The organism is Allobosea sp., assembly GCF_048595345.1.
Lineage (GTDB): Bacteria > Pseudomonadota > Alphaproteobacteria > Rhizobiales > Beijerinckiaceae > Allobosea.
Genome location: NZ_JBMDWH010000166.1, coordinates 1 through 26,038 on the forward strand (window position 1 = coordinate 1; position 26,038 = coordinate 26,038).

A 26,038-nucleotide genomic window follows, 5' to 3' on the forward strand; every position below is an offset into this window, starting at 1 on the left:
CGCCGCCCGAGGCGCCCGCCCTCTTGACGGGGCCCGCCCGGCGCCGCGCCTTTCTCCTGCTGGCCCTCGCCTTCTCGCTGCAGGGCTTCGTCGTGTCGGCCATGGCGGTGCATATGCTGGCGCTGCTGCAGGGTTTCGGCCTGCCCGCCGCGGTCGCGGTGGCGGTCGGGGCGATGCTCGGCCCCTCCCAGGTGGCCGGGCGCCTCGTCGAGATGCTGTTCGGCCGAGCCGTGCCGCCGGTGACGACGGCCTGGGTCTCCGCCTGCCTGATGCCGGTCGGGCTCGTGCTGCTGCTGGCGGGCGGCGCTTTGCCGGCGGTGGCGGGCGCCTTCGCCATCGCCTTCGGCATCAGCATGGGGCTGAGTTCGATCGTGCGCGGCACGGTGCCGCTCCAGCTCTTCGGACCGGCCGGCTTCGGCGCGACGATGGGCCGGCTCTCGGCGCCCGGCCTCGTGGTCAAGGCGGCCGCCCCGCTCGTCTTCGCGGTAAGTTTGGAACGGGTGGGCGTGGCGGCCTCGACGCTGCTGCTCGCCGCCGTCTCGGCGCTGGCGGCCGCCGCCCTGTTCGCGCTCTCCCGAGCCGGCAAAACTTGAGTCTCAGGCGGAAACCGTGCGCCACCACTCGCGGGCCTTGTCGCGGGCCCGCATGGCGGCGGCATAGGCGGCGGTGCCGCGCACCCAGCCCAGCACCTTGTCGCGCACCCTCGTGATCTGGCCCATGACCCAGGCGAACCAGGGGTAGGTCAGCAGCTTCTCGCGCCCGGCCTCGTAGATGCGCTCGACGAAGACGAAGCTCATCAGATGCGCGAAGGCGGTGACGGCGAGGCCGGCCCAGAACTGCTCCCGCGCGAACAGCACGAGGCCGAACAGCTTCAGCGGTTCGGCGATGGCGAAGGGCACGGCGAGCGCGACCAGCACGAGATGGCGCGGCAGCCTCGCCACCGCCTCCTCCAGCCGCTTCATCACCCGAAGAGCGGCGATCCGGCGCAGCAGCGGCCGGTAAAGCGGTCGCAGCAGCTCGTCGAGCACCACGAAGACGGTCAGTACCCCGCGCAGCAGCGCGAGCAAGCCGCGCAGGGCGAGATGGCGCGGCGGCGGGGGAGGGGCGATGGGTTCCGGCATGGCGGGAGAGATTAGGGCGCGGATCTCGCGCGTTTCAAGGCCGAACCCCGTCATCGCCAAGGCGCGCTGTCATCCCGGGCGAAGCGTAGGATAGACCCGGGATCCATGCCGGAACCTTGCCGCGAAGCGTTCCGGAATGGGTCCCGGATCGGCGCGGCTGGCGCCGCTTGTCCGGGACGACCCGAGGATACCCAATCAACCCCGCCCATCCTCCTTCAGCATCGCGGCTCCCTTCTCCGCGATCATCATCGTCGGGTTGGCGGTGTTGCCGGAGGTGATGGCCGGCATCACCGAGGCGTCGATGACGCGCAGGCCCTCGACGCCCCGCACCCTGAGCCGCTCGTCGAGCACGGCCATGGCATCGTCATCGCGCCCCATCTTCGCCGTCCCGACCGGGTGGAAGATCGTGGTGCCGAGCTGCGCCGCCGCCGCCAGCAGCGCCTCGTCCGATTGCGCAACTGCGCCCGGCGAATGCTCTTCCGGCCGGTAGCGGGCGAGCGGCGCCTGCGTCACGATGCGCCGCGTCAGCTTCAGCGCGTCGATGGCGACCCGGCGGTCTTCCTCCGTATCGAGATAATTCGGCGCGATCACCGGCGCCTCGCCGGGATCGGCCGAGCGCAGATGCACGCTGCCGCGGCTCGTCGGCCTGAGATTGCAGACGCTGGCGGTGAAGGCGTCGAACGGGTGCAACCCCGAGCCCCAGCTGTCCAGCGAGAGCGGCTGGAAATGATATTGCAGGTTCGCCGTCGCATAGTCCGGCGAGGATTTGACGAAGGCGCCGACCTGCGAGGGCGCCATCGTCAGCGGGCCGGAGCGCAGGGCCGCCCATTGCAGCGCCATCATCGGCCGGCGCCACAGCTTCGCATAGTCGCCGTTCAGCGTGCGGATGCCGTGGACCTTGTAAACCGGCCTGATCTGCAGATGGTCCTGCAAGTTTTCGCCGACGCCGGGCGCATCCTTCACCACATCGAGTCCGAGCCCGCGCAGCCGCTCGCCGCCGCCGATTCCCGAGCGCTCGAGCAGGGCAGGCGTCGCGACGGCGCCCGCGCTCAGCACGACCTCGCCATCGACCTCGACCCTGAGCCTCTCCGCGCTGGGCGTGCCGAGCCCATGGGTGAACTCCACCGCCACCGCCCGCCCGTTCTCGAACACGATCCGCTCGACATGGACGCGCGTCTCGAGCCGCAGATTGGTGCGGTCGCGCTGGTCGAGCAGCGGCCTCAGAAAGGCGTTGAAGGCCGAAAGCCGCCGTCCGCGCCGCTGGTTGACCTGGAAATAGGCGCTGCCCTCGTTGTCGCCGGTGTTGAAGTCGGCGATCTTCCGGATGCCCGCCGCCTCCGCCGCATCGCGGATCGCGTCGAGGATCGCCCAGCGCACGCGCGGATTCTCGACGCGCCACTCCCCGCCGGAGCGGTGCAGCCCGCCGGGCGGCGGCGCGATATGGTCCTCATGCTTCAGGAAATAAGGCAGCACATCGTCCCAGCCCCAGCCGGTGAGGCCGAGCTGGCGCCACCCGTCATAGTCGGCCGCCTGTCCGCGCATATAGATCATCGCATTGATCGCCGATGAGCCGCCGACCACCTTGCCGCGCGGATAGGCCAGCGCCCGCCCGCCGAGGCCCGCCTGCGGCTCCGTCTTGAAAAGCCAGTCGGCGCGCGGATTGCCGATGGCGTAGAGATAGCCGACCGGGATGTGCAGCCAGATCCAGTCGTCCTTGCCGCCGGCTTCCAGCACCAGAACCTTGCGCGCGGGATCGGCGGCGAGCCGGCTCGCCACCACGCTGCCGGCCGAGCCCGCGCCGATCACCACATGGTCGAAGCGGCCGATCAGGCGGCGGTCGGTGGAGTCGGTCATCGGCGTGTCCCGGATCATCGGCGGCTCAACGCGCCGCGCTCGCCCTGCGAGGGATAACCCCTGCCGGTCCGGCGCGGCCATGCGACGATCGGCTCATGCCGGCAGGGCGCGGCCGTCGCGCGGCCTCCCGCCTTGCCGGGCTCCGGCACACGCGCGATAAGCGGGCATCGGCGAGACGGAGTGTCCATGAACTTCCGCAACATCCATGAGCATGGTCTCGTGCGCATCGCCTGTGCCGCGCCGCGGGTGAAGGTGGCCGACCCCGCCTTCAATGCCGGACGGACGCTGGAGATGTGGCAGCGCGCGGACGAGGCGGGCGCCTCGCTCTGCCTGTTCCCCGAGCTCGGCATCAGCGCCTATGCGATCGACGATCTGCTGCTGCAGAATCCGCTGCTGGATGCGGTGAAGGCCGCGCTGGCACGCCTCGTCGAGGAGAGCCGCACGCTGGCCTGCATCGCCGTGGTCGGGGCGCCGCTGCGGGTCGAGGGCCGCCTGTTCAATTGCGCGCTCGCGATTCATCGCGGCCGCATCCTGGCCGCCATGCCCAAGATCTATCTGCCGAACTACCGCGAATTCTACGAGCGCCGCCAATTCGCTTCGGGCGAGCGCACAGCTGCGCTTTCTGTCGATCTCTGCGGGCAGGAGGTGCCCTTCGGTCCCGATATCCTGCTGTCTGCGACGGATATTCCCGATTTCGTCGTCCATATGGAGATCTGCGAGGACGTCTGGACGCCGATCCCGCCCTCCTCCTATGCGGCGCTGGCCGGCGCGACCGTGCTGCTGAACCTCTCGGCGTCCAACGTCACCATCGGCAAGTCGGAATGGCGCCATGCGCTCTGCAAGGCCCAATCGGGCCGCTGCATCGCGGCCTATGCCTATTCCGCCGCCGGCACCGGCGAATCCACCACCGATCTCGCCTGGGACGGGCAGGCGATGATCTACGAGAACGGCGCGCTGCTGGCCGAGGCCGAGCGTTTCGCCGACGAACCGCAACTGATCCTCGCCGATATCGATCTCGAGCGGCTGGTGATGGACCGCATCCGCCAGAACACCTTCGGCGAGAGCATCGACGCCCATCGCGACCGGCTCGATTTCCGCCGCATCGGTTTCGAGCTGAAGCCCGATCGCGAGCGCGATCTCGGCTTGGCGCGTGCGGTCGAGCGCTTCCCCTTCGTGCCGAGCGACGACGCCAAGCTGAACGAGCTCTGCTTCGAGGCCTACAACATCCAGTCGCACGGGCTGCGCCAGCGCCTCGCTTCGACGAAGCTCGACAAGGTGGTGATCGGCGTCTCCGGCGGGCTCGACTCGACGCAGGCCCTGATCGTTGCGGCCCACACCTTCGATGCGCTGGGTCTGCCCCGCGAAAACATCCTCGCCTATACGCTGCCCGCCTTCGCCACCTCGCAGGGCACCAAGGACAATGCCTGGCGGCTGATGCGCGCGCTCGGCGTCAGAGCCGAGGAGATCGACATGACCCCGGCCTGCCGGCAGATGCTCGTCGATATCGGCCACTCCTTCGCCAGGGGCGAGCCGCTCTACGACATCACCTTCGAAAACGTCCAGGCCGGTGCGCGCACCTCCGTGCTCTTCCGCCTCGCCAACAAGCACAACGCGCTGGTGATGGGCACCGGCGATCTGTCGGAGCTGGCGCTGGGCTGGTGCACCTATGGCGTCGGCGATCAGATGTCCCATTACAACGTCAACGGCTCGGTGCCGAAGACGCTGATCCAGCATCTCATCCGCTGGGTCGCCCAGTCCGGCCGCTTCGACGACGAGGCGCGCGACGTGCTGCTCGACATCCTCGCCACCGAGATCTCGCCGGAACTGGTGCCGGGCGACGGCGACAAGCCGGCTCAGAAGACCGAGGATTTCGTCGGTCCCTACGCGCTGCAGGACTTCAATATCTACTACACCACGCGCTACGGCTTCCGCCCGAGCAAGATCGCCTTCCTCGCCGGCCATGCCTGGTCGGACGCGCATGCCGGCCGCTGGCCACCGAACATGGAGGAGGCCAAGCGCCTCGCCTACGACCTGCCCGTAATCAAGCGCTGGCTCAAGGTCTTCATCCGCCGCTTCTTCGAGACCAGCCAGTTCAAGCGCTCGGCCATGCCCAACGGGCCTAAGGTTTCCTCCGGCGGCTCGCTCTCGCCCCGCGGCGACTGGCGCGCGCCGAGCGACGCCTCGGCGGCGGCTTGGCTGGCGGATTGGGAGCGGATCCCGGACTGAGACAGGCTGCGCCCTTGGCGCCCGCTCACAGCCGCCGGGTCGTCAGCCCCTTCGCCACGATCGGGCCGGTGGGCCGGCCGATGGGCGACCCGCCGGCCGGCTCCACCGTGATCTCGAAGAGCTGGTCGGTGCCGAGCGGGAGATCGTCGAGGCGCAGCGGCACCGTCCGCGCGCTGTCGATCAGTCCGACCGAGCGCGGCCCCTTCTCGCGGTCCCACAGCGTCCAGATCTCCAGCGCCCGGCCCGGCGGGACGCCGATCTGCTGAAGCGGCAAAAGCTCGACGCGCCGGTCGGCGAAGACATTGACCACGCCGGCGGCGCTGTTCGCTTCGGTCAGCAGCACCGCGACCATGACCGGTTGCCGGCGCGCAGCGTTCAGGCTGGCGACGAGGCCGACTGCCATCAGCACGCTGGCGAAGGCGCCGGCAGCCGCCGCGCCGCGCCAGAGCGGCAGGCTGCCCCACCAGCTGCCGAGACGCTCGCCGAGCGAGGGGCGCGAGCGCTGTGCGGCCCGCGCGCCCAGCCCCTGCTCGATGCGCGGCCACAGCCCTGGCGGAGGCGTCACCGGAGTCGCGGTCGCGTCGATCGGCGCCAGCCGCGTCCGCCACCGCTCGACCGCCGCGCCGAGCGCGGGGTCCCGCTCCAGCCGCCGCTCGAAGACGACCCGCTCCTCGCCCTCGATCAGGCCGAGCACATACTCGCCGGCCAGCGCGTCCCGATCCGTCGCATCGGTCATCCGAGACACTCCCTCAGCGCGATCAGAGAACGGCGGATCCAGGATTTGATCGTGCCGAGCGGCATGCCGAGCCGGCCGGCGATCTCGCCATGGCTCAGCCCCTGGGCGAAGGCGAGCAGCACCATCTCCCGCCGCTGCGGCGGCAGCGCGCCGAGGCAGGCCTTGAGCGCTTGGGCATCGGAGAGCTTCGCCATCACGGTTTCCGGATCGTCCTCCTCGCTCGGCACCTCCTGGGTGACGGGGCTCTCCTCGAGATCGACGCGCTTCTCGTCGCGCAGGATCGAGAGCGCGCGGTTGCGCAGGATCGCATAGATCCAGGTCAGGCCGGAGCCGCGCGCCGGATCGAACCGGTCGGCATGGCGCCAGATCAGGATGAAGGCGTCCTGCACCGCTTCCTCCGCGAGGGCCCGGCGCCTCAGAATGCGTTGCGCCACACCCAGCATACGCGGGCACTCCCGCTCATAGATGCAGCGCAGAGCCGATTTATCGCCTTTGGCGCAGGAAGCGAGCGCCTGCTCGATGCTCGCCTCCGCAGCTGTCGCGCCGACGCCGGCCATCCGAATTCCTCTTCGCGGGCAGCGTGCCGCCAGTTGCAGGTTACGCGCTCGCCGGCCCGCTGGATGCAGCCCGGAGATTTATTTTTTCGGGCGCATCCAGGGCCGCCGCCCGGCTCTACCCGCTTCGTGATGCCGCACCGTCGCGGCGACAGAACCGGAGATTGCCATGACCCAGACGATCCGTTTCGCCCTTGCCCTCTCGACCTTCCTCGCCGGCGGCGCCGCCGCCCATGCCGCCAATCTCGTCGCGCTCAGCGGCGACGACACGCTGACCATGATCGACACCGCCACGCAGAAGGCGGGCGCGACGATGAAGGTGACCGGGATTTCGGGCAAGCTCGCCGGCATCGATGTGCGTCCGGCCGACGGCATGCTCTATGCCCTCACCGTGGACGGCACGATCTACACCGTCGACAAGGCCGGCAAGGCGACGATGAAGTCGAAGATGGACACCGTCCTCTCGGCCGGCGCCATGGCCACGGTCGATTTCAACCCGGCCGCCGACCGTCTGCGGGTGATCGGCTCCGACGGCACCAATCTTCGCGTCAATGTCGAGGACGGCAAGACGACCGTCGACGGCAAGCTGAAATTCGCCGAGACCGACATGCACAAGGGCGAAGCGCCGAAGATCGTGGCGGGCGCCTACACCAACTCGGTCAAGGGCACCAAGGAAACCACGCTCTACGACATCGACGCCACCATCGGCGGGCTGATCAAGCAGGCGCCGCCGAATGACGGCGTGCTCGGCGCGGTCGGCAAGCTGGGCGTGATGCCCAAGGCGATCGCCTTCGACATCGAGACCGCCGCCGACGGCACCAACACCGGCTGGCTGCTCGGCGACGGCACGCTCTACAAGGTCGATCTCATGACCGGCAAGGCGACCTCGGCCGGCAAGATCTCCGGCCTGTCCGCCGCCATCCGCGACATCGCCGTTCTGCCCGCGATGTAAGGCAGAAGGGCAGGGAGCAGCCCTCGCGGCTGCTCCCGCTTTTGTGGAGGCCCGGGCCGGTCGGCTCCGGCGCAGGCGTCTTCACGCTGTCCGCAGGCTCCTCACGCCGTAGCTCGCCCCTTCGATCACGAGGAAGGCGAGCATGGAGAGCCCGACCATCGGGAAGAACAGGCCGGTCGCCAGGGCGAACGCCAGCAGCGGCACCGGAACCGTCTTGCCCTCCGGCAGCGTGGGCGCGCCGAGCCCGCCTGCGGGGCGGCGCTTCCACCACATCACGCAGCCCGACACGGCCAGCAGCACGATCCCGGCCAGGGCCGCCAGCAGCACCAGCCGGTTGGCGAGGCCGAAGGCCTGGCCCATATGGATGCTGACGCCCCATTCGGCGGCGCGGCCGAGCAGGCCGAGATCCTGCAAGCCCATGTCGTAGAGCACCTCTCCGCTATACTGGTCGAGATGCACGACGCGCTCCTGCCGGATGTCGTCGGGATAGACGGACGCCGTGAAGACACCGTCGGGCTTGGTCGGGATGCTGATCGCATAGCCCGGCGCCATGCCGAGCCGGTCGAGGGTCCGAACGACGTCGTCCAGCTTGGCCGGCACGCCGGCGGCGCTGCGCGAGAGCGGCACGGGCTGGTTCTCGATCGCCCAGGGCGCGCGATCGACGACCTCCTTCAGCGGCACGGTCGAAACCGGATATTTGCTCCAGTAGCCGTCCGGCATGCCGAGACCGAGCGAGTAGGAATAGTCGTAGAACTTCTTGCCCCAATAACCCGACCAGGGCAGGCCGGTCATCGCCAGGAAGACGATGAAGGCGCCGACGACGAGCCCGGTCACGGCATGCAGATCGCGCCAGAAGACGCGCTTGGCCGGGGTGCCGCGCACCGAGACGACCCCGCTCTTGCGCCCGCGCGGCCACCACAGATAGAGCCCGGACGCCGTCATCAGCACCATCCAGCCGGCGACGCCCTCGATGATGCGCTCGGCCGCCCAGCCGACCGATTTGAGGCTGTGCAGCTTGCGCACGGTATACATGATGGGCGAGCCGGCGGCGCCGGCATCCCACAGCGTGCCCAGCACCTTGCCGCTGAAGGGATCGACATAGACGGTGTCCTTGACGCCGTCCGCACCGGTGATCCTCACCTCGGCGGAGCGGTCGGGTGCGGGCGCCGGATTATAGCCGCGCAAGCTGCCGGGATGGGCCGTCAGGGCCGCGGCGACGAGGGTGGAGGGCGCCAGGGCGGGGCCGCTCTGCGGCTCCACCAGCCTCAATTCGGCGTGCAGCCCGTCATTGATGCTGTTCTTGAAGAGATAGATGGAGCCCGTGACGCAGAGCAGGAGGACGAAGGGCAGGATCAGGAGCCCGGCGAAGAAATGCCAGCGCCAGAGGGCGCGATAGAGCACGGAGCCGATGGCCCCGTCGCGAGACGTGGTCGACATGAAACGAACCTCGAAAATCAGCGTTAAGAAACCGGCCGAGACGCGCTCGGCCATGGGTGACGGCTTCAGGCTGGGAGGAAGGGAGGTCCGCGTGCGTGGAAGAGTCTCGGCGGGCGCGCCGGGATGAAACGGCTGTCCGGCCTGGGCCGGGGCAGCGACGGGCGGGAGGCCGGTAGCAGCAGCGCCGCGAGAAGCGGCAGCAGCGCGAGCAGCGGGCCGAGCCAGGGGCAGGGGATATGGTCGCCCCGCGGCCGTTTTTCATCCTCGGCCGGCGTCGGGGCTGCGTCCCCGCCATGGTCGATGGCGATGTAGACGATGTCGATGCCGGAGCAGAGCGGGATGAAGCCCTCCCGCGGCGGCATCCCGATGACGGGGCCGACGAAGCGCGCGAGCACGGCGAAGGCCAGGAGCAGCAACAGCTCCGGCCCGCCGATCCGCTTCAGCTTGCGGCAGAACGTCATCATGCCGTGTCGATACGCCCGGATGTCACCACACTGCCGCAAGCCTTAACGCGCTTTGTGGCCGGGCGGAACCGGGCGGTGGCATGAAACAGGGCCGCGAGAGTGCGACGCCCGCGCGCAGCCGCGCCGATCCGGATCCGTGATGGGCCTCAGGCGCTCTTCGATGGATCCCGGGCTGGCACGGGAGGACGCCGTGGTCCCGAGCGATATGGGAAGGCGCTACACCGGCAGCACGGTCACCGGCGTGCCCAGCGCGACGCGGGCATAGAGATGGGCGATGTCCTGGTTGATCATCCGCACGCAGCCGGAGGAGACGTTGGAGCCGACCGTCTCCGGCTCCAGCGTGCCGTGGATGCGGTAGCCGAGGTCGCGCCCTTCGCCGAAGAGATACATGGCGCGCGCGCCGAGCGGGCTTTTCGGCCCACCGCGCACGCCGAGCCCGCGCGGCGTCTGTTCGAGCTGGGCCCGGATCTCCGGCTGGCGCTCGATCATTTCACGCGGCGGCACCCAATCCGGCCAGTCGCGCTTCATGTTGATGCGCGCCGCGCCCGACCAGCCGAAGCCCTCGCGGCCGACGCCGACGCCATAGCGCGTCGCCACCCCCGCCGCCTCGACGTAATAGAGGTGATAGGAGCCCGGATCGACGACGATCGAGCCCGGCGGCTCTTTCCAGGGAAATTCCACGGTCTGCCGGAGATAGCGCGGATCGACCTTGCCATAGTCGAAAGCCAGGATCGCGAAGCGCTCGCCCGGATAGCTGGCATAGACCTCGGCGTAATTCGGTTTCGAGAGCGTGCGCGACTGGCGCCGCGCGGAGGGCGCGGGGCCCGAGGCCGGGCCGGGCAGGCCGATGACGCTGGCCGAGGAACAGGCGGCGAGGCCGGCGGCGCTGGCGGTCAGGGCGGCGAAGGAAAAGGCGCGGCGGTCGAGCATGGCGGGATCTCGGAGCGGTTCACCTCTCCTATCGGAAATTAAGGTTACGGCGGGGTGAACGAAGGCCGCGCGATCGCGGCAACGAAAAACCCGCGGCTCGCGCCGCGGGTCCCGTCATCTGCGAAAGCGGAAAGGAGAAGGCTCAGGCCGCGACGGCGGCCGGCTCCTTCTTCTCCCACTCCTCGCCCCAGACCATCACCGCATGGCCCGGCGAGACCTCGCGATACTGGCGCGCCGGCGGCTCGTAATCGGGGGCGCGGACCGGGCTCTTGATCTCGTCGTTCGAGACCGGGCGCTTTTCCAGGCGCCGGGCCGGATCGGCGATCGGCACGGCGGCGAGCAGGCGCTTGGTGTAGGGGTGCTGCGGGTTCTGGAAGATCGCCTCGCGCGGGCCAATCTCGACGATCTCGCCGAGATACATCACCGCGACGCGATGGCTGACGCGCTCCACCACCGCCATGTCGTGGCTGATGAAGAGATAGCCCAGCCCCATGCGGGCCTGCAGGTCGAGCATCAGATTGACCACCTGCGCCTTCACCGAGACGTCGAGCGCCGACACTGCCTCGTCCGCCACGATCAGCCTGGGCTCCACCGCCAGAGCCCGCGCGATGCAGATGCGCTGGCGCTGGCCGCCCGAGAACTCATGCGGGAAGCGGTTGGACATGTCGGGCGAGAGGCCGACGCGCTTCAGCAGATCGGCGACCTTGTCGCGCGCCTCGGAGCGGCTGGCGAGGTTGTTGATCAGCAGCGGCTCGGCGATCGCGGTGCCGACATTCATGCGCGGGTTCAGCGAGGCGAAGGGATCCTGGAAGATCATCTGCATGCGCTTGCGCTGCTCGCGCAGGTCATGCTGGCTGAGCTTCAGCACGTCGACGCCGTCGAGCAGCACCGAGCCGGCCAGCGGCTCGATCAGGCGCATCACCGAGCGGCCCGTGGTCGACTTGCCGCAGCCGGATTCGCCGACCAGCGCCAGCGTCTCGCCGGCCTTCAGGCTGAAGGAGACGTTCTCCACCGCATGCACCCGGCCCTTGACCGAGGAGAGCAGCCCGCCGCGGATCTCGAAGCGGGTGGTCAGCCCCGAGACCTCCAGCACCGGCCGCTCGGCCGCCTTGACGGTGTCCGGCACCTCGACGGGCACGTCGCTGTCGCCGGTCGTCTTGTCGACGACGGGGAAGCGCATCGGCCGGGCCTTGCCGATCATCGAGCCGAGCTTCGGCACGGCCGAGAGCAGCGACTTGGTGTAGGGCTTCTGCGGGTTGTGGAAGATCTCCTCGGTCGGGCCGGTCTCGATCTCGTCGCCATTATACATCACCACCGTGCGGTCAGCGATCTCGGCGACCACGCCCATGTCGTGGGTGATGAAGAGCACCGACATGCCCTCCTCGTCCTGAAGCTGCTTGATCAGCTCGAGGATCTGCGCCTGGATCGTCACGTCGAGCGCGGTCGTCGGCTCGTCGGCGATGAGGAGCTTGGGCTTGCAGGCCAGCGCCATCGCGATCATCACGCGCTGGCGCATGCCGCCCGAGAAGCGGTGCGGATATTCGTGGAAGCGCGACTTCGCCGCCGGGATGCGCACCTTCTCCAGCAGGCGGATCGTCTCGGCCTCGGCCTCCGAGCGCGAGAGCCCGCGATGCAGGATCAGCGCTTCGGCGATCTGGAAGCCGATGGTCAGCACCGGGTTCAGCGAGGTCATCGGCTCCTGGAAGATCATCGCGATCTCGTTGCCGCGGATATGCCGCATCTGCGAATCCGGCAGCGTCAGCAGCTCCTTGCCGTTGAGCTTGATCGAGCCCTCGATCTTGCTCGATTGCGGCGGGGTCAGCCGCATGATCGAGAGCGCGGTCACGCTCTTGCCCGAGCCGGACTCGCCGACCACCGCCAGCGTCTCCTTCGGCATGATGTCGAAGGAAATGTTCCGCACCACCGACTTCCACTTTCCCTCGACGCGGAAGGAGGTGGTGAGGTTGGAGACCGAGAGGATCGGAGAGGTCATGGTCGGGGTCCTTCTCTGGATCAGATGACGCGGCGCGGATCGAGTGCGTCGCGCAGCCCGTCGCCGATGAAGTTGATGGAAAGCACCGTCAGGAAGATCGCCGCGCCCGGGAACAGGGCCCAGTGCGGCGCCGAATCGAGATGGTCCTTGGCGTCGAAGAGCAGCCGCCCCCAGGTCGGGATATCGGGCGGGAAGCCGAGGCCGAGGAAGGACAGCGTCGATTCGGCGATGATCGCGGCCGAGACCTCGATCGTCGCCGCGACGATGACCGGACCCAGCGCATTGGGCAGGATATGTGCCACCATCTGGCGCATCTTGGTCGCGCCCTGGGCGCGCGCGGCCTCGACGAATTCCTTCTCGCGCAGCGAGAGGAACTGCGCCCGCACCAGCCGCGCCACGGGCATCCAGCGCAGGCCGCCGATGACCACGACGATCAGCACGAAGACGCCGCCCTCGACCCCGAACAGGGCCTTCAGCTGCTCGCGGAAGAGATAGATCACCAGCAGCAGCAGCGGCAGCTGCGGCAGGGACAGGAACAGGTCCGTCACCCACATCAGCGCCGGATCGGCATATTTGCGCGACATGCCGGCGAAGGCGCCGACGATGATGCCGACGATGGTCGCGACCACCATGGCCGCCAGCCCCACCGCCAGCGAGATCCGCCCGCCATACATCATGCGGGCCAGCAGATCCTGCCCGAGATCGTCGGTGCCCAGCGGGTGCGACCAGCTCGGGCCCTGGAGCTGGGCAGAAAAGTCGATGTCGTTGATCGGAATGGTCCAGAACCACGGTCCGATCACGACGCCGAGCACCAGGAAGGTGAGCACGAAGCTCGAGATCATGGCGAGCTTGTGCCGCCGGAAGCGGCGCCAGGTCTCGCGCCCCGGCGACACCGCGGCCGTGGCCGGGGCCGCGACCACGGGGTCAGCTGAAGGAGATGCGAGGGTCGAGCCAGCCATAAAGGACATCCGCAATGAGGTTGAACAGGACCACGAGGCAGGCGAACACGAAGGTCACCGCCATGATCACCGGTGTGTCGTTGGCGAGGATCGCGTCGATCAGCAGCGAGCCGATGCCGGGCACGCGGAAGATCTGCTCGGTGACGAGCGCGCCGCCGAAGACGGCCGGCATCTGCAGCGCCACCAGCGTGACGACCGGGATCAGCGCGTTGCGCGTGATGTGGCGCAGCGTGACCCTGCGCTCGCTCAGACCCTTTGCGCGCGCGGTGGTGACGTAGTCGAGCCGGATCACGTCCAGCACCGAGGAGCGGACATAGCGGGTGTAGGACGCCGCCTGGAACAGCCCCAGCACGGTGATCGGCATGATCGCCTGCCGGAACATCTCCCAGTACCAGCGCCAGCCCGTGGCCGCGATGTCGGAGCGATAGACGAAGGGGAACCAGTCCAGCGACACCGAGAAGACCAGGATGAACAGCAGGCCGGTGAAGAAGGTCGGCAGCGAGAAGCCGACGAAGGCCAGCGTGTTGGCGATCTGGTCGAACACCGAATAGGGCCGCGTCGCGGCATAGATGCCGACCGGCAGCGCCACGCACAGCGCCAGGATCTGCGAGGAGCCGACGACGAAGAGGGTGGTCGGCAGCCGCTGCAGGATCAGCTTGTCGACATTGATGCGGCTGGCGAAGGAGAAGCCCCAATCGCCCTGCACCATGGCGGAGAGCCAGCGCAGATAGCGCACCAGGATCGGGTCGTTGAGGCCGAAGCTGGCCCGGATCGCCTCGCGAACCTCCGGCGGCACGTTGGGGTTCGTCGCCATCTCGGAAAACGGATCGCCCGGCGCCAGCGCCAGCACCGTGAACAGGATGAGGCTGATGCCGAGCAGGCTTGGAATGGCGATGAGAAGCCGCCGTATCAGATATGTCGCCATGAATACTCTCGAATGAGCGGCTCGGGAGCCGCAGACCGAACGCTGAAGCACCGACCGGGCGCTGTCGCGCCGCCCGGTCGGTTCGAAAGGCCCTCAGGAACGCCGCTGCCCCGGACCCGAAAAGCGCAATCCGCCTTTCGGTCGATCCGCTGCCCCGGCCATCGCCGGGCGCATCGCGATCGCATCCATGGGGACGCGCGATGACCCGGGCCGGCGCCGCCGCGCCTGTTCCGTGATGCGTCTTGTCACCGGCTTGGCCCGCCCCCCGCTCTCGGCCGCCGCGCCCCGCTCGTCGCGGTGCGCAGCGGCCCAGGTTGCGCTCAGCTGCGATACCAGGCCGCGATGTTCCAGCTGTCGACGTCCCAGCCCGAATGGTCGTGCATCAGGGTGTTCGCCGCCGCGGCGACGCGGGTGCGCGAGAGCAGCGGCAGGATGACGTTGGCCTCGCAGAAGATCTCGTTGACCTTGATCAGCAGCGCGGCGCGCTTGGCCGGATCGAGTTCGCCCTGCGCCGCCTTGTAGGCCTTGTCGGCCTCCGGGTCGGAATAGCGCGAGACGTTGCGGCCCAGCCACTTGTTCTCCTTGGTCGCGATTTCCCAGGAGACGAACTGGTTGAGGAAGCGCTCCGGATCGGGCTGCGGCTGCGTCGTGGTGTACATCTCCATGTCGCAGTACAGCTTGGTGTAGGTGTCCGGATTGCCGACGTCCGAGGAGAAGAACACCGAGGCGGTGACGGACTTCAGCTCCAGGTCGATGCCGGCCTTCTGGCAGGCCTGCTTGATGATGGCCTGGGTCTTCTGGCGCGGCGCGTTGATCGACGTCTGGTAGACGTATTTCAGCTTCTTGCCGTCCTTCTCGCGAACGCCGTCCGAGCCCTTCTTCCAGCCGGCGTCGTCGAGGATCTTGTTCGCCTTCTCGATGTTGAACTCGTATTTGAGCTTCGTCGACTTGAACTGCTTGGGCTCGTTGACGAAGCTCGCCGTCGCGGTGCCGCCGCGGCCATAGATGAACTTCTGGATCGAGTCGCGGTCGATCAGCAGGTTGATCGCCTGGCGCACGGCCGGGTCGGACAGCGTCGGGTGCTTGGTCTTGATGCTCGAGCGCTCGCCGTCGACCTCGGTGTTCGGGTCGGTGGTGTTGAGGATGATGAACTCGATGTCGCCCGAGGCCACGGCGCTGGTCTTGCCGCGCCCGCCGGTCTCCATGCGCTTGAGGACTTCTTCCTCGACCTGCAGGTTCCAGGCGTAATCATATTCGCCCGTCTGCAGCACCGCGCGCGCAGCCGAGACCGCATCGCCGCCGCCCTTGACCTCGATCGAGTCGAAGGCCGGCTGGTTCTTGATGTGGTAGTCGGTGAAGCGCTCGCCGGTCAGGATGTCGCCCGGCTTGAAGTCGGTGAACTTGTAGGGGCCGGTGCCGACCGGCTTGAGGTTGTCCGGGGCCTCGCGCGACTTGGCGCCGACATAATCGGCGAAGCGGTGCTTGGGCAGGATCTGGCCGACGGTGGCGACGAAGGGGTCGGCCCAGAACGGCGTCGGCTGCTGGAAGATCACCTTGACCGTGAGGTCGTCGACCTTCTCGACCTTGATGTCCTTGTAGGAGCCGGTGGTGTAGGCGGCCGTCGCCGGGTCCTTGGCGTATTCCCAGGTGAAGACCACGTCGTCGGCGGTGAAGGGCTTGCCGTCATGCCACTTAACGCCCGGCTTGAGCTTCCAGGTCACGGTGGTGCCGTCGGCGGAGAGGCCGCCATTGGCCTTGGTCGGCACTTCGGCGGCCAGGCACGGGATGAGGTTGCCTTCCTTGTCCCAGCCGGCGAGCGGCTCGTAGAAGATGCGGGACGCGATCTGGTCCTTGGTGCCGGAGGCGAAGTGCGGGTTCAGCAGTGTCGGTGCCTGCCAGAGCAGGATCTTCAGCGGGCCTGCGCCGCCCGCCTTGGTCGGCTTGTACTGCAGCGTGGCATTCGCCATCGCGACATCGTTCCAGGCGAGGATCTGGCTGGCGATCGGGGCCGCAATCCCGACAGCCGCCATCCTCTTGATGAAGGAGCGACGCGACAGCGAACCCTCCTTCACATCCGCGATCATGCCGCGGATTTCGGTATCGTTCATCGAGAAAACCTCCACTTGTGTAGGCCGCAAACGGTTCCCCGGCGCGTTCGCGCCGCTTATTGGTGAAGGCCTCAGCAAGGCATGTGCCAACAAAAGCGTCAACTGTGCAGCGCGTCACAGGCGCCCCGGCTGCGGGACAACGGAGCCGGGATCACAGGGCCGCGCAATGAATTGGCGCCGGAACAGATGTGTTTGAATTTTTATGCGACAAAGCGAGGTGTATCGAATCGTTTTATTTGCTGTCCACAGGGGTGCTCAGGATCAATCGGCACCGGCGCGGCGACTCTTCTCGTGATCGCGGGTCGCTTCACCGCCGCTCGATTCCCGGGGCGCCGCAGCTGATCTGCTTCTGCCTAAGTGCTAGGCTTTCTCTGCTTAGCTTCTAGGCCTTCGTCCGGCGCCGTCCCGTCTCGCGGTCCGTCTTTCGTGATCGCCCGCCCCCGGCTGCCGGCGGAACGCGCTGTGGTCCAGGAATTCCAGACGCGGAATGCCGGTTCCGCAATGGCGCGCAATGGCCTAAAGCTTCGCCAGAGCGACGAGGGGCGGGAAGGTGGCACGGCCATGAGGATCGGATTGTTGGGCGCGGGGCGGATCGGCCGCATCCACGGCGCCAATGTCGCGGCGCGGGCGAATGCCGAACTCGTCGCGGTGGCCGATGCGCTGCCGCAGGCGGCAGAGACGCTGGCCGCCGAGACCGGAGCGCGCGCGGCGAGCGCGGAAGCGATCCTGTCCGATGCCTCCATCGATGCCGTGCTGGTCTGTACCCCGACCGACACCCATGCCGATCTCATCGAGCAGGCGGTCCAGGCCGGCAAGGCGGTCTTCTGCGAAAAGCCGGTCGATCTCGACGCCGCCCGCATCCGGCGCTGTCTCGCTACGGTCGAGCGCTCGGGCAGGCCGCTGATGATCGGCTTCAACCGCCGCTTCGACCCGAACTTCGCCGCGCTGGAAAAGCGCTTGCGCGCGGGCGAGGCCGGCGAGATCGAGATCGTGACGGTGATCTCGCGCGATCCTTCGCCGCCGCCGGTCGACTATGTGAAGCGCTCGGGCGGGCTCTTCCGCGACATGATGATCCATGATTTCGACATGGCGCGCTTTCTCCTCGGCGAGGAGCCGGTCGAGGTCTTCGCGCTGGGCTCGGCCCTGGTCGACAAGGCGATCGGCGAGGCCGGCGACGTCGACACCGCCGCCGTGGTGATGAAGACGGCCTCGGGCCGCATCGCCCAGATCAGCAATTCCCGCCGTGCGACCTATGGCTACGACCAGCGCATCGAGGTCCATGGCTCGAAGGGCATGCTGCGAGCCGGCAACATCCACGAGACGACCGTCGAGAGCGCCACCGCCGCCGGCTTCCGCGCCGATCCGGTGCAGAACTTCTTCCTGGAGCGCTATGCCGCCGCCTATCGCGCCGAACTCGACGCCTTCCTGGCCGCCTGCCGGGGCCTGGCCGCGCCATCGCCGACCGGGCTCGACGGGCTCAAGGCGCAGCTCCTGGCCGATGCCGCGACCCGTTCGGCCCAGACCGGGCTGCCCGTCCGCATCGAAACGGAGACCGCGCCATGACCCCGGCCGAGCGCGATCTGCGCTATTATGCGGCACTCGGCCTCGCCGCCGAGGCGAGCCATCTGGCGCTGGGCTATTTCACCCGGCGCGAGAGCCTCGGCACCACGATGAAGGGCGCGCAGGACTGGCTGACGGTGGCGGATGGGAAGGTCGAGGCCTTCCTGCGCGAGCGGCTCTCGGCGCTCTTTCCGGAGGACACGGTGATCGGCGAGGAGGGCGGCGGCACCGCCTCCGATGCGGTCTGGATTCTCGATCCGATCGACGGCACCGCCAATTTCGCCCATGGCGACCGCAACTGGTGCATCTCGATCGGCTTCCTCGTGAACCGCAAGCCCGAGATCGGCGTCGTCGCGGCCCCGGCGCTGGGCGAGGTCTTCGCCGCCCGGCGCGGAGCCGGCGCGACGCTGAACGGCGCCCCGATCGCGGTGTCGGGCGGGGCGGACATCGCCCGCGCCTCGGTGGAGCTGGGCTGGTCGACCCGCATTCCGGCCGAGCGTTATGTCGAGATCATCGGCCGCTGCTATGCCGCCGGCGCGGCGGTGAGGCGCGCCGGCTCCGGCACGCTCGGGCTCTGCCATGTCGCCAACGGCGCCAGCGACGCCTATGCCGAGATGCACATCAATGCCTGGGACGTGGCCGCCGGCATCGTCATCGCCGGGGAAGCCGGCGCCCATGTCAGCGACTTCTTCGCCGGCGAAGGGATGACGCGCGGCAATCCGATCCTGTGCTGCACCCCGGCTCTGGCGCCCGTTCTCGGCGAGATCACCGGCATTGCCTGAGCCCGGCCGCAGCATCGCGATCATCGGCGCCGGCCCGGCGGGGCTGGTCGCGGCCGAGCGGCTCGCCGCCGCCGGCCACCGCGTCACGATCCATGAGCGCATGGCCTCGCCCGCGCGCAAATTCCTGCTCGCCGGCCGCGGCGGGCTGAACCTGACGCATTCCGAGCCGCAGCACGCCTTCCTGACGCGCTACCGCGAGGCGCGAGACTGGCTCGCCCCGGCCCTCGACGCCTTCCCGCCGCAGGCGCTCCGCGACTGGGCGGACGGGCTCGGCGCCGAGACCTTCATCGGCTCGAGCGGCCGGGTGTTTCCGCGCGCGATGAAGGCCTCGCCCCTGCTGCGCGCCTGGCTCGGCCGCCTCGCCGGGCTCGGCGTCACCCTGCGCACGGGCCGGCTCTGGACCGGCTGGGACGAGGCCGGCGCTCTGACCTTCCGGCTGCCCTCGGGAGGGAGCGAGACGCTGCGCCCCGACGCCACGCTTCTGGCACTGGGCGGGGCGAGCTGGCCGCGCCTCGGCTCGGATGGCGGCTGGGTGCCGCTGCTCGCGGGCCGGGGCGTGCCGGTCGCGCCGCTGCGCCCCGCCAATGCCGGCTTCGTCGTCGCGTGGTCGCTGGTGCTGCGCGAGCGTTTCGCCGGCCAGCCGCTGAAGCGCATCGCGATCGCCCTCGGCGACGAGCGCAGCACCGGCGAGGCGATGATCGACGCGCATGGCCTCGAGGGCGGGGCGGTCTATGCGCTCTCGGCCCCGATCCGCGAGGCCATCGCGCGGGACGGTGCCGCCACCATCCGGCTCGACCTGCGGCCGGATCTGTCGCCCGCCGATCTCGCCGGCCGGCTCGGCCGGCGCCGCAAGGGCGAGACGCTGAGCAACCATCTGCGCAAGGCCGCCGGCCTGTCCCCCGTCGCGGTCGCGCTGCTGCGCGAGCCTGGCCCGCTGCCGGAGGCGCCGGAGGCGCTCGCGTCCCTGATCAAGGCCCTGCCGCTGCGGCTCCTCGCCCCGATGCCGCTCGCCCGCGCCATCTCCACCGCCGGCGGCATCGCCCGCGAAGCCGTCGATGACCGTTTCATGCTGAAGGCGCTGCCGGGCGTGTTCGTGGCCGGCGAAATGCTGGACTGGGAAGCGCCGACCGGCGGCTATCTGCTGCAGGGCTGCTTCGCGACGGGCCACGCCGCCGCCGCCGGCATCGAGGCCTGGCTGGCCGGGGCGGGCTGACGCGCAAGGCGCGCGGCGCCATCACCGAAACCGAACGCCGGTCGGCCGCGTTGCCCCTCCAGATCAGGGAGAGCGACGCGATGACGACGACGATGCGCAAGGGCACCGAGGTGAGCTGGGCCTGGGGCGAAAACCGCGCCAAGGGGCGCATCGAGGAGGTCTTCACCAAGCCGGTGAGCCGCACCATCAAGGGCACGCGCATCCGCCGCAACGCCTCGCAGAAGAAGCCCGCCTATCTCGTCAGCCAGTCCGATGGCGGCCGCGCCCTCAAATCCCATACCGAGTTGGAGCGGGTGCAATGAGCCATATCGACCTCACCCCGCCCGAGAGCGTCGCCAAGGCGGCCGCCAAAGGCCTCAAGCTGCGGCAGGAATTCAACCGCGGCGGCACGCAGATCGGCGTCGCCCGCGCGCGCGATCTCAGCCACCGCAAGACGCTGAGCCCCGACACGGTGCGCCGCATGGCGAGCTATTTCGCCCGCCACGCGGTGGACAGGCAGGCCAAGGGCTTCGGCGATGCCGAAAACCCCTCAGCCGGCTGGATCGCCTGGCTGCTCTGGGGCGGCGACGAGGGCAAGGCCTGGAGCGAACGCAAGAAGACCGAGCTGGAGCAGGCCGAGGGCGAGAAGAAGCGGGCGTGATCAGTCGGTCCGCTTCAGCGCGGCCATCGCCTGCGTGATCGCGACGGTCTCGACAGAGACCCGCGTCACGCGCATCAGCAGGTCCGCCACCTTCTCCTTGTAGTCGGCGAAGCGGTAGGTGTTGAACTTCTCGCGGATGGTCGGGTCCTTCGGCGTCTTTTCCTTGTGCTGGTCGAGCACCCAGTCGAGGCCGGAGCGGTTGCCGAGCTTGTAGGCCCACGCCTCCGGCGGCACGCTGGAGAGTTGCGTCTCGCTGTCCAGCACGATGATGCCGTTGTCGCGGTCGGCCTTCAGGATGGTCTTGGGCGTCACGCCGGCGGCGCGGGCCTTCTCGTCGGGCATGTCGAGCCGCTGCAAGGGCCAGGGCTCGACGCTTTCATAGCCGATATGGAGCGCCATGAGCCTTTCGCCCCAGCCGGCCCAGCGCCAGAAATCGGGATAGAACGGAATGCGCGGAAACTCGCGCTTGAGGTTCTGCGCATAGGTCTCACGATAGACAGGGTCGTGCAGCACGCCATAGACGTAATGGAAGATGTCGTCCTTGGTCAGGGCGCGCTTGCTTTTTCCTTCTCCCTTCGGGGGAGAAGGTGTCTGCGAAGCAGACGGATGAGTGCCGTCACCCTCCCCGTCATGCTCGGGCTTGTCCCGAGCATCCACGTCTTGAACACCGTCCTCGCCCGGCGAAGACGGGAATGGTCGGGACGAGCCCGACCATGACGGGCGGGTCCGCCCGTCCTTGCCATAGGCCTTGTGGAACTCCTTCAGCGCCCAGTCGGTGATGTTGTCGAGGCGCTCGCCGGACGGGGTGTAGCGATAGCGGGAGACGCCCTGATTGGTTCCGCCGTTGCCTTGCTTTAAGAGACCGAGATCAAATATTACATTAGTCGCTAACGCCGCCAGAGGGTTATCTGAGCCTAGGTTCAGATAAGTAATCGTAGGATTAAACGTGGTTCCATCGAACATATATTTCAGTTGATATGTTCGACCATTGATGTGCCTGTCGAAATAAATGTTTGCTGAAACGAAAGGTCGATATGAGCAGCGCCATATATTTTTACGAGAAAATATTTTTATTACATTATTACGTGCATGTTTTTCTAGTTCGGCATCCCATTTTATAAGATCGCGGCCCGCGCTATGAGGGTTTATGCGCGTATCCTCGTATATATCCAAAAAATATATTATCTTCTTCTCAAGCGATAACTTGTTAAAATCATAAACCCACTCATCCCGCTGGGTTTTTACCCCGTTCGAGAAAAGTGTAAATATAGCGCGTTGGCGCCCGCGCTTTCCCTTCATTTCCTCTTTTGAACAGAGCGGGACGAGACTGTCCCAGTCATTATCCGTCTGGTTCAGCCAGTTGCCCTTGGGGTCCGGCTCAACACGCTGCCAAGTCAAAGACTGCGCGGCTTGCGAGCCAACAAAGGCCAGCTTGTCCTCGGCCGTGTCGTCCTCCGGCCGCCGCGCATAGAAGACCTTGCAGCCCTTCTGTCCCTTGCGCTTGACCAGCAGCGAAATCGTCACGCCGGTCTGGATGCCGAAGACGTTGTGCTTGGTGCCTGACAACTTCGGGTTGGCGCGGACGTCGCCGCCAAGGTCCATCAGGTAGATCTCGTTGAACTCGCTGGCGACATCCTTGCGGAAGCCGTCGAAGGCGGCCTTCTCGATGAAGTTGCGGTTGGTGATCAGCGCCAGCACGCCATCGTCATGAAGCCGGTCCGAGGCCCAACGGAAAAAGCGGGTGTACATGTCGTAGACGGAGTTGATGTTCTGCGCCGTGCCCTTGGCGACATAGGTGTCCTTGATGCGCTGGTCGATCCGGCGATAGGCCCGGTTCGGGTTGCGGTTGTTGAAGTTTTCCTGCCAGGCATTGTACGGGGGGTTCCCGATCACGACGGAGATCTTGCGCCCGTTCTGGCGTCTGATGCGAACGACGTTTTCCGCCGACAGCGCGCCGAACATCTCGTGCTGGTAGCCGGATCGGATGCCGAGGCCTTCAACATTGTCGAGCGTATCGACGAAACAGAGGTTGGGGTATTCTTCGTACTTGCCGCCCATGATTCCTGCATAGGTCGCCTCGATGTTCAGGTTGGCGACGTAATAGGGCAGGATCGCCACCTCGTGGCGTGCAGTTCTTCCTTGTATTTATGCGCCAGCTTCTGCGGCTGGCCGCGGAAATGCTCCAGCAATTCGCAGATGAAGGTGCCGGTGCCCGTGGCGGGGTCGAGGATTTCGACGTCGCGGTCGATCAGCGCCTTGCCGAAATGCTTCTGGCAAAGCCAGTCGGCGCCCTCGATCATGAAGCGCACGATCTCGTTCGGCGTATAGACCACACCGAGCCGGTCCGCCGCCTTCGGGTTGTAGACCTTGTAGAAGGTCTCGTAGATCACCTTCAGGAAGGTCTGCTTCTCGGCATGGCTGGTGATCTGCGCCGCATTGGCGCGGATCGCGGCGTAATAGGGCTCCAGCGCCTTCAGCGTGTCCTTCTTGACGCCGCCGGTGAAGAACTTCGCCTCCAGCCCGTAAAGCGCCTTGGCGATGTTGTTCTCGCGGTGGAAATCGCTGTCGTTGAAGACGTTGGCGAAGATCTCCTCGGTCAGGATGTGCTGGATCAGCATCTCCCGGACATCGGCCTCGGAGACGATCGGGTTGATGGTCTGCTTGGCCTGGGCCAGAAAGGCCTCGGCAGCAGCGATGAAACCCGGATTCTCGCGATAGGCGGTGTCGATCTTGCCCCGCAGCGCCTTCAGCACCTCCGGCAGATCGGCCCGGAATTGCGCCACCGCCTTGCGGAACTCGCGGATTTCCTGCCGCTCATAGCTGAAGAACAGCGCGACGAGCTTGCCGAGCTGCGCCACGTCCGTCATCGCGCAGCGCATCACCTCCTGCCGGTTCTGGATCAGAACGGCGGTGGCCGAATTCTCGAAGATGATGTTGTCCTGCGGGTAGCCCTTGGCGAGCTTCTTGCGGATCTCCTCGTCGAGGTCGTCGGCGGTGTCCTTCGCCTCCCAATAGCCCAGCGGCACGCGCAGATCGTGCAGGATGGTGCCGTCGGGAACGATCCGGTTCTTCTGGGCGGACTCGAAGGCAAGCTCGGCGACGAAGTGCAGATGGTTCTGCTTCGCCCAAGCCTTCAACAGGTCCTTGAAGGCTTCCCGAATGTTGTTTTCGGTGGTGGAGCCAGAGAACTTCCTGACCCGGTCGATTTCGTTGAGATAGGCTTGGACGAGGATCTGGCTCATGCGCGGCAGCTAGCCAGAGCGGCGGTGCGAAGGCAATCGGGCGATGGGGCGTGGCGTTCGGACAGCCCGGGGAGCCCCCTCCTGCCACCTCCCGTCACCAGCGCGCCCGTCTTGCGCGGTTGCCCCTCGCGCGCGGCGCGAAGACGCCCCATATTGCCGCGATGTCCGAGACGCCCGCCAAGCCCAAGCCCGCCAAAAAGCCCGCCAGCGCGCGCACGCCCAATTCCAAGGCGTCCAAGCCCGCGCTGAAGCCGCTGGAGGGCTATCTCGCCGATCTGCTGAACCCGGCGATCAACCGCGGCACGGCGGTGCCGGGCGGTGCCTCCGGCTTCAGCGACCGGCCTCAGGCCGGCTACGAGCCGAAGCCGGATTATTCGCTGGAGCGCCCCGGCGGCGAGGAGCGGCCCAAGCGCAAGATGTCGAAGAAGGCCGATTCCGCCTTCATCGGCGCCGAGGGCGCGGCGGCCGCGACCGCCACCTCGCTGCAGGCGCTGCTGGAGACCGGCAGCCCCTTCATCCAGCAGGGCAAGCCCTGGACGCCGCATCGCCCGGCCCGGCCGGAGAAGTCGGAAGGCGGCATCGCCTTCAAGATGCAGTCGGAGTTCTCCCCCTCGGGCGACCAGCCTACCGCCATCGCCGATCTGGTCGACGGCGTCCGCCGCCACGAGCGCGACCAGGTGCTGCTCGGTGTCACCGGCTCGGGCAAGACCTTCACCATGGCGAAGGTGATCGAGGAGACGCAGCGCCCGGCGCTGATCCTGGCGCCGAACAAGACGCTGGCGGCGCAGCTCTATGGCGAGTTCAAGAGCTTCTTCCCCGACAACGCGGTCGAGTACTTCGTCTCCTATTACGACTACTACCAGCCCGAGGCCTATGTGCCGCGCTCGGACACCTATATCGAGAAGGAATCCTCGATCAACGAGCAGATCGACCGCATGCGCCATTCGGCCACGCGCTCGCTGCTGGAGCGGGACGACGTCATCATCGTCGCCTCGGTCTCCTGCATCTACGGCATCGGCTCGGTCGAGACCTATACGGCGATGACCTTCTCGGTGAAGCTGGGCGAGCGCATCGAGCAGCGCCAGCTCATCGCCGATCTGGTCGCCCTGCAATACAAGCGCACGCAGCACGACTTCGCCCGCGGCACCTTCCGCGTGCGCGGCGACGTGATCGAGCTGTTCCCGGCCCACTATGAGGACCGCGCCTGGCGCATCGGAATGTTCGGCGACGAGGTCGAGAGCATTCACGAATTCGATCCGCTCACCGGGCAGAAGACCGGCGAGCTCGAATTCATCAAGGTCTACGGCAATTCGCACTACACCACGCCGCGCCCGACGCTGACGCAGGCGGTGAAGTCGATCAAGGAGGAGCTGCGCGGCCGCCTCGACGAGCTGAACCGCATGGGCCGCTTCCTCGAGGCGCAGCGTCTCGACCAGCGCACCACCTTCGACATCGAGATGATCGAGGCCACCGGCTCCTGCAACGGCATCGAGAACTATTCGCGCTATCTCACCGGCCGCAAGCCGGGCGAGCCGCCGCCGACCCTGTTCGAATACCTGCCCGACAACGCGCTCGTCTTCACCGACGAGAGCCATGTCACGGTTCCGCAGATCGGCGCGATGTACAAGGGCGACTTCCGCCGCAAGGCGACGCTGGCCGAATACGGCTTCCGCCTGCCCTCCTGCATGGACAACCGGCCGCTGCGCTTCGAGGAATGGGACGCGATGCGCCCGCAATCGGTGCATGTCTCGGCCACGCCCGGCGGCTGGGAGATGGAGCAGACCGGCGGCGTCTTCACCGAGCAGGTCATCCGCCCGACCGGGCTGATCGACCCGCCGGTCGAGATCCGCCCCGCCAAGCACCAGGTCGCGGATCTGCTCGACGAGGTGAAGGAGGTCACCGAAAAGGGCTATCGCACGCTCGTCACCGTGCTGACCAAGCGCATGGCCGAGGACCTCACCGAATATCTCCACGAGAACGGCGTGCGCGTGCGCTACATGCACTCGGACATCGACACGATCGAGCGCATCGAGATCCTGCGCGATCTGCGCCTGGGCGCCTTCGACGTGCTGGTCGGCATCAACCTGCTGCGCGAGGGCCTCGACATTCCCGAATGCGGCTTCGTCGCCATTCTCGACGCCGACAAGGAAGGCTTCCTGCGCTCCGAGACCTCGCTGATCCAGACCATCGGCCGCGCCGCGCGAAACGTCGACGGCAAGGTCGTGCTCTATGCCGACCACGTCACCGGCTCGATGGAGCGGGCGATGGCGGAGACCAATCGCCGCCGCGAGAAGCAGCTCGCCTATAACGAGGCGAACGGCATCACCCCGCAGACGATCAAG

Annotated in this window: 21 protein-coding genes and 1 pseudogene; 9 read left to right on the forward strand and 13 right to left on the reverse strand. The window is 67.5% G+C overall.

All coding sequences use genetic code 11. The features are described from left to right. A pseudogene (locus tag ACOJTB_RS15135) lies at nt 1-593 on the forward strand (arsenite efflux MFS transporter ArsK); the annotation flags it as partial. 3 nt (nt 594-596) lie between these two features. Here ACOJTB_RS15135 and ACOJTB_RS15140 read toward each other — a convergent pair. Both ACOJTB_RS15140 and ACOJTB_RS15145 read right to left on the reverse strand, forming a co-directional pair. Next, nucleotides 597-1,121, reverse strand: coding sequence for a hypothetical protein (locus tag ACOJTB_RS15140; RefSeq protein WP_420103356.1), 525 nt, complete (start codon nt 1,119-1,121; stop codon nt 597-599). A 195-nt stretch (nt 1,122-1,316) separates the two neighbouring features. Continuing rightward, entirely contained in the window at nt 1,317-2,975 is a 1,659-nt protein-coding gene (locus ACOJTB_RS15145; protein ID WP_420103357.1) for a GMC family oxidoreductase, read from the reverse strand. Nucleotides 2,976-3,161: 186 nt separating this feature from the next. On the opposite strand from ACOJTB_RS15145, the gene ACOJTB_RS15150 reads away from it, so the two are divergent. Continuing rightward, nucleotides 3,162-5,201 (forward strand): NAD(+) synthase, encoded by a 2,040-nt coding sequence (locus ACOJTB_RS15150; protein WP_420103358.1) that lies wholly within the window; start codon nt 3,162-3,164, stop codon nt 5,199-5,201. 25 nt (nt 5,202-5,226) lie between these two features. Here the strand turns inward: ACOJTB_RS15150 and ACOJTB_RS15155 are convergent, their stop codons facing one another. Continuing rightward, entirely contained in the window at nt 5,227-5,937 is a 711-nt protein-coding gene (locus tag ACOJTB_RS15155) for an anti-sigma factor (RefSeq protein WP_420103359.1), read from the reverse strand. Then, a complete protein-coding gene (locus tag ACOJTB_RS15160; protein WP_420103360.1) occupies nt 5,934-6,494 on the reverse strand; it encodes a sigma-70 family RNA polymerase sigma factor in 561 nt (186 codons plus the stop codon). Before ACOJTB_RS15160 ends, ACOJTB_RS15155 begins: the two co-directional genes overlap by 4 nt. A gap of 166 nt (nt 6,495-6,660) precedes the next feature. Here ACOJTB_RS15160 and ACOJTB_RS15165 point away from each other — a divergent pair, with 166 nt between their 5' ends. Beyond that, nucleotides 6,661-7,443, forward strand: coding sequence for a DUF4394 domain-containing protein (locus ACOJTB_RS15165; protein WP_420103361.1), 783 nt, complete (start codon nt 6,661-6,663; stop codon nt 7,441-7,443). 81 nt (nt 7,444-7,524) lie between these two features. Here the strand turns inward: ACOJTB_RS15165 and ACOJTB_RS15170 are convergent, their stop codons facing one another. From ACOJTB_RS15170 to ACOJTB_RS15200, 7 genes are all read right to left on the reverse strand, one after another. Beyond that, a complete protein-coding gene (locus ACOJTB_RS15170) occupies nt 7,525-8,880 on the reverse strand; it encodes a PepSY-associated TM helix domain-containing protein (protein ID WP_420103362.1) in 1,356 nt (451 codons plus the stop codon). 65 nt (nt 8,881-8,945) lie between these two features. Beyond that, on the reverse strand, nt 8,946-9,344 hold the full coding sequence (locus ACOJTB_RS15175; RefSeq protein WP_420103363.1) for a hypothetical protein: 399 nt from the start codon (nt 9,342-9,344) through the stop codon (nt 8,946-8,948). Nucleotides 9,345-9,560: 216 nt separating this feature from the next. Then, a complete protein-coding gene (locus ACOJTB_RS15180; RefSeq protein WP_420103364.1) occupies nt 9,561-10,274 on the reverse strand; it encodes a L,D-transpeptidase in 714 nt (237 codons plus the stop codon). 142 nt (nt 10,275-10,416) lie between these two features. After that, nucleotides 10,417-12,267 (reverse strand): ABC transporter ATP-binding protein, encoded by a 1,851-nt coding sequence (locus tag ACOJTB_RS15185; protein WP_420103365.1) that lies wholly within the window; start codon nt 12,265-12,267, stop codon nt 10,417-10,419. A gap of 20 nt (nt 12,268-12,287) precedes the next feature. Next, nucleotides 12,288-13,226: an ABC transporter permease gene (locus ACOJTB_RS15190; RefSeq protein WP_420103366.1), complete on the reverse strand. Its 939-nt coding sequence runs from the start codon at nt 13,224-13,226 to the stop codon at nt 12,288-12,290. After that, nucleotides 13,192-14,151, reverse strand: coding sequence for an ABC transporter permease (locus tag ACOJTB_RS15195; protein ID WP_420103367.1), 960 nt, complete (start codon nt 14,149-14,151; stop codon nt 13,192-13,194). Before ACOJTB_RS15195 ends, ACOJTB_RS15190 begins: the two co-directional genes overlap by 35 nt. Nucleotides 14,152-14,471: 320 nt before the next feature. Beyond that, nucleotides 14,472-16,259, reverse strand: a complete 1,788-nt coding sequence (locus ACOJTB_RS15200; RefSeq protein WP_420103368.1) for a peptide ABC transporter substrate-binding protein — start codon at nt 16,257-16,259, stop codon at nt 14,472-14,474. A gap of 561 nt (nt 16,260-16,820) precedes the next feature. Here ACOJTB_RS15200 and iolG point away from each other — a divergent pair. The 5 genes from iolG to ACOJTB_RS15225 all read left to right on the forward strand — a co-directional run bounded on the left by iolG (nt 16,821) and on the right by ACOJTB_RS15225 (nt 20,454). Beyond that, nucleotides 16,821-17,822 carry an inositol 2-dehydrogenase gene (gene iolG, locus ACOJTB_RS15205; RefSeq protein ID WP_420103369.1) on the forward strand — a complete coding sequence of 334 codons (1,002 nt, stop codon included), beginning with the start codon at nt 16,821-16,823 and terminating at the stop codon, nt 17,820-17,822. After that, nucleotides 17,819-18,601 carry an inositol monophosphatase family protein gene (locus ACOJTB_RS15210; protein WP_420103370.1) on the forward strand — a complete coding sequence of 261 codons (783 nt, stop codon included), beginning with the start codon at nt 17,819-17,821 and terminating at the stop codon, nt 18,599-18,601. Before iolG ends, ACOJTB_RS15210 begins: the two co-directional genes overlap by 4 nt. Continuing rightward, a complete protein-coding gene (locus ACOJTB_RS15215; RefSeq protein ID WP_420103371.1) occupies nt 18,594-19,814 on the forward strand; it encodes a TIGR03862 family flavoprotein in 1,221 nt (406 codons plus the stop codon). Before ACOJTB_RS15210 ends, ACOJTB_RS15215 begins: the two co-directional genes overlap by 8 nt. A gap of 80 nt (nt 19,815-19,894) precedes the next feature. Next, the gene (locus tag ACOJTB_RS15220; protein WP_420103372.1) at nt 19,895-20,116 is read left to right on the forward strand and encodes a hypervirulence associated TUDOR domain-containing protein; all 222 of its coding nucleotides are present in this window, start codon (nt 19,895-19,897) and stop codon (nt 20,114-20,116) included. Then, nucleotides 20,113-20,454 (forward strand): hypothetical protein, encoded by a 342-nt coding sequence (locus ACOJTB_RS15225; RefSeq protein WP_420103373.1) that lies wholly within the window; start codon nt 20,113-20,115, stop codon nt 20,452-20,454. Before ACOJTB_RS15220 ends, ACOJTB_RS15225 begins: the two co-directional genes overlap by 4 nt. Here ACOJTB_RS15225 and ACOJTB_RS15230 read toward each other — a convergent pair whose 3' ends face one another. Both ACOJTB_RS15230 and ACOJTB_RS15235 read right to left on the reverse strand, forming a co-directional pair. Further along, nucleotides 20,455-22,572 (reverse strand): type ISP restriction/modification enzyme, encoded by a 2,118-nt coding sequence (locus ACOJTB_RS15230; protein WP_420103374.1) that lies wholly within the window; start codon nt 22,570-22,572, stop codon nt 20,455-20,457. Next, nucleotides 22,539-23,696 carry an N-6 DNA methylase gene (locus ACOJTB_RS15235; protein ID WP_420103375.1) on the reverse strand — a complete coding sequence of 386 codons (1,158 nt, stop codon included), beginning with the start codon at nt 23,694-23,696 and terminating at the stop codon, nt 22,539-22,541. The genes ACOJTB_RS15230 and ACOJTB_RS15235 overlap by 34 nt, the downstream gene beginning before the upstream one ends. A gap of 161 nt (nt 23,697-23,857) precedes the next feature. Here ACOJTB_RS15235 and uvrB point away from each other — a divergent pair. Then, on the forward strand, nt 23,858-26,038 hold a 2,181-nt coding region (uvrB, locus tag ACOJTB_RS15240; RefSeq protein WP_420103376.1), incomplete at its 3' end, for an excinuclease ABC subunit UvrB.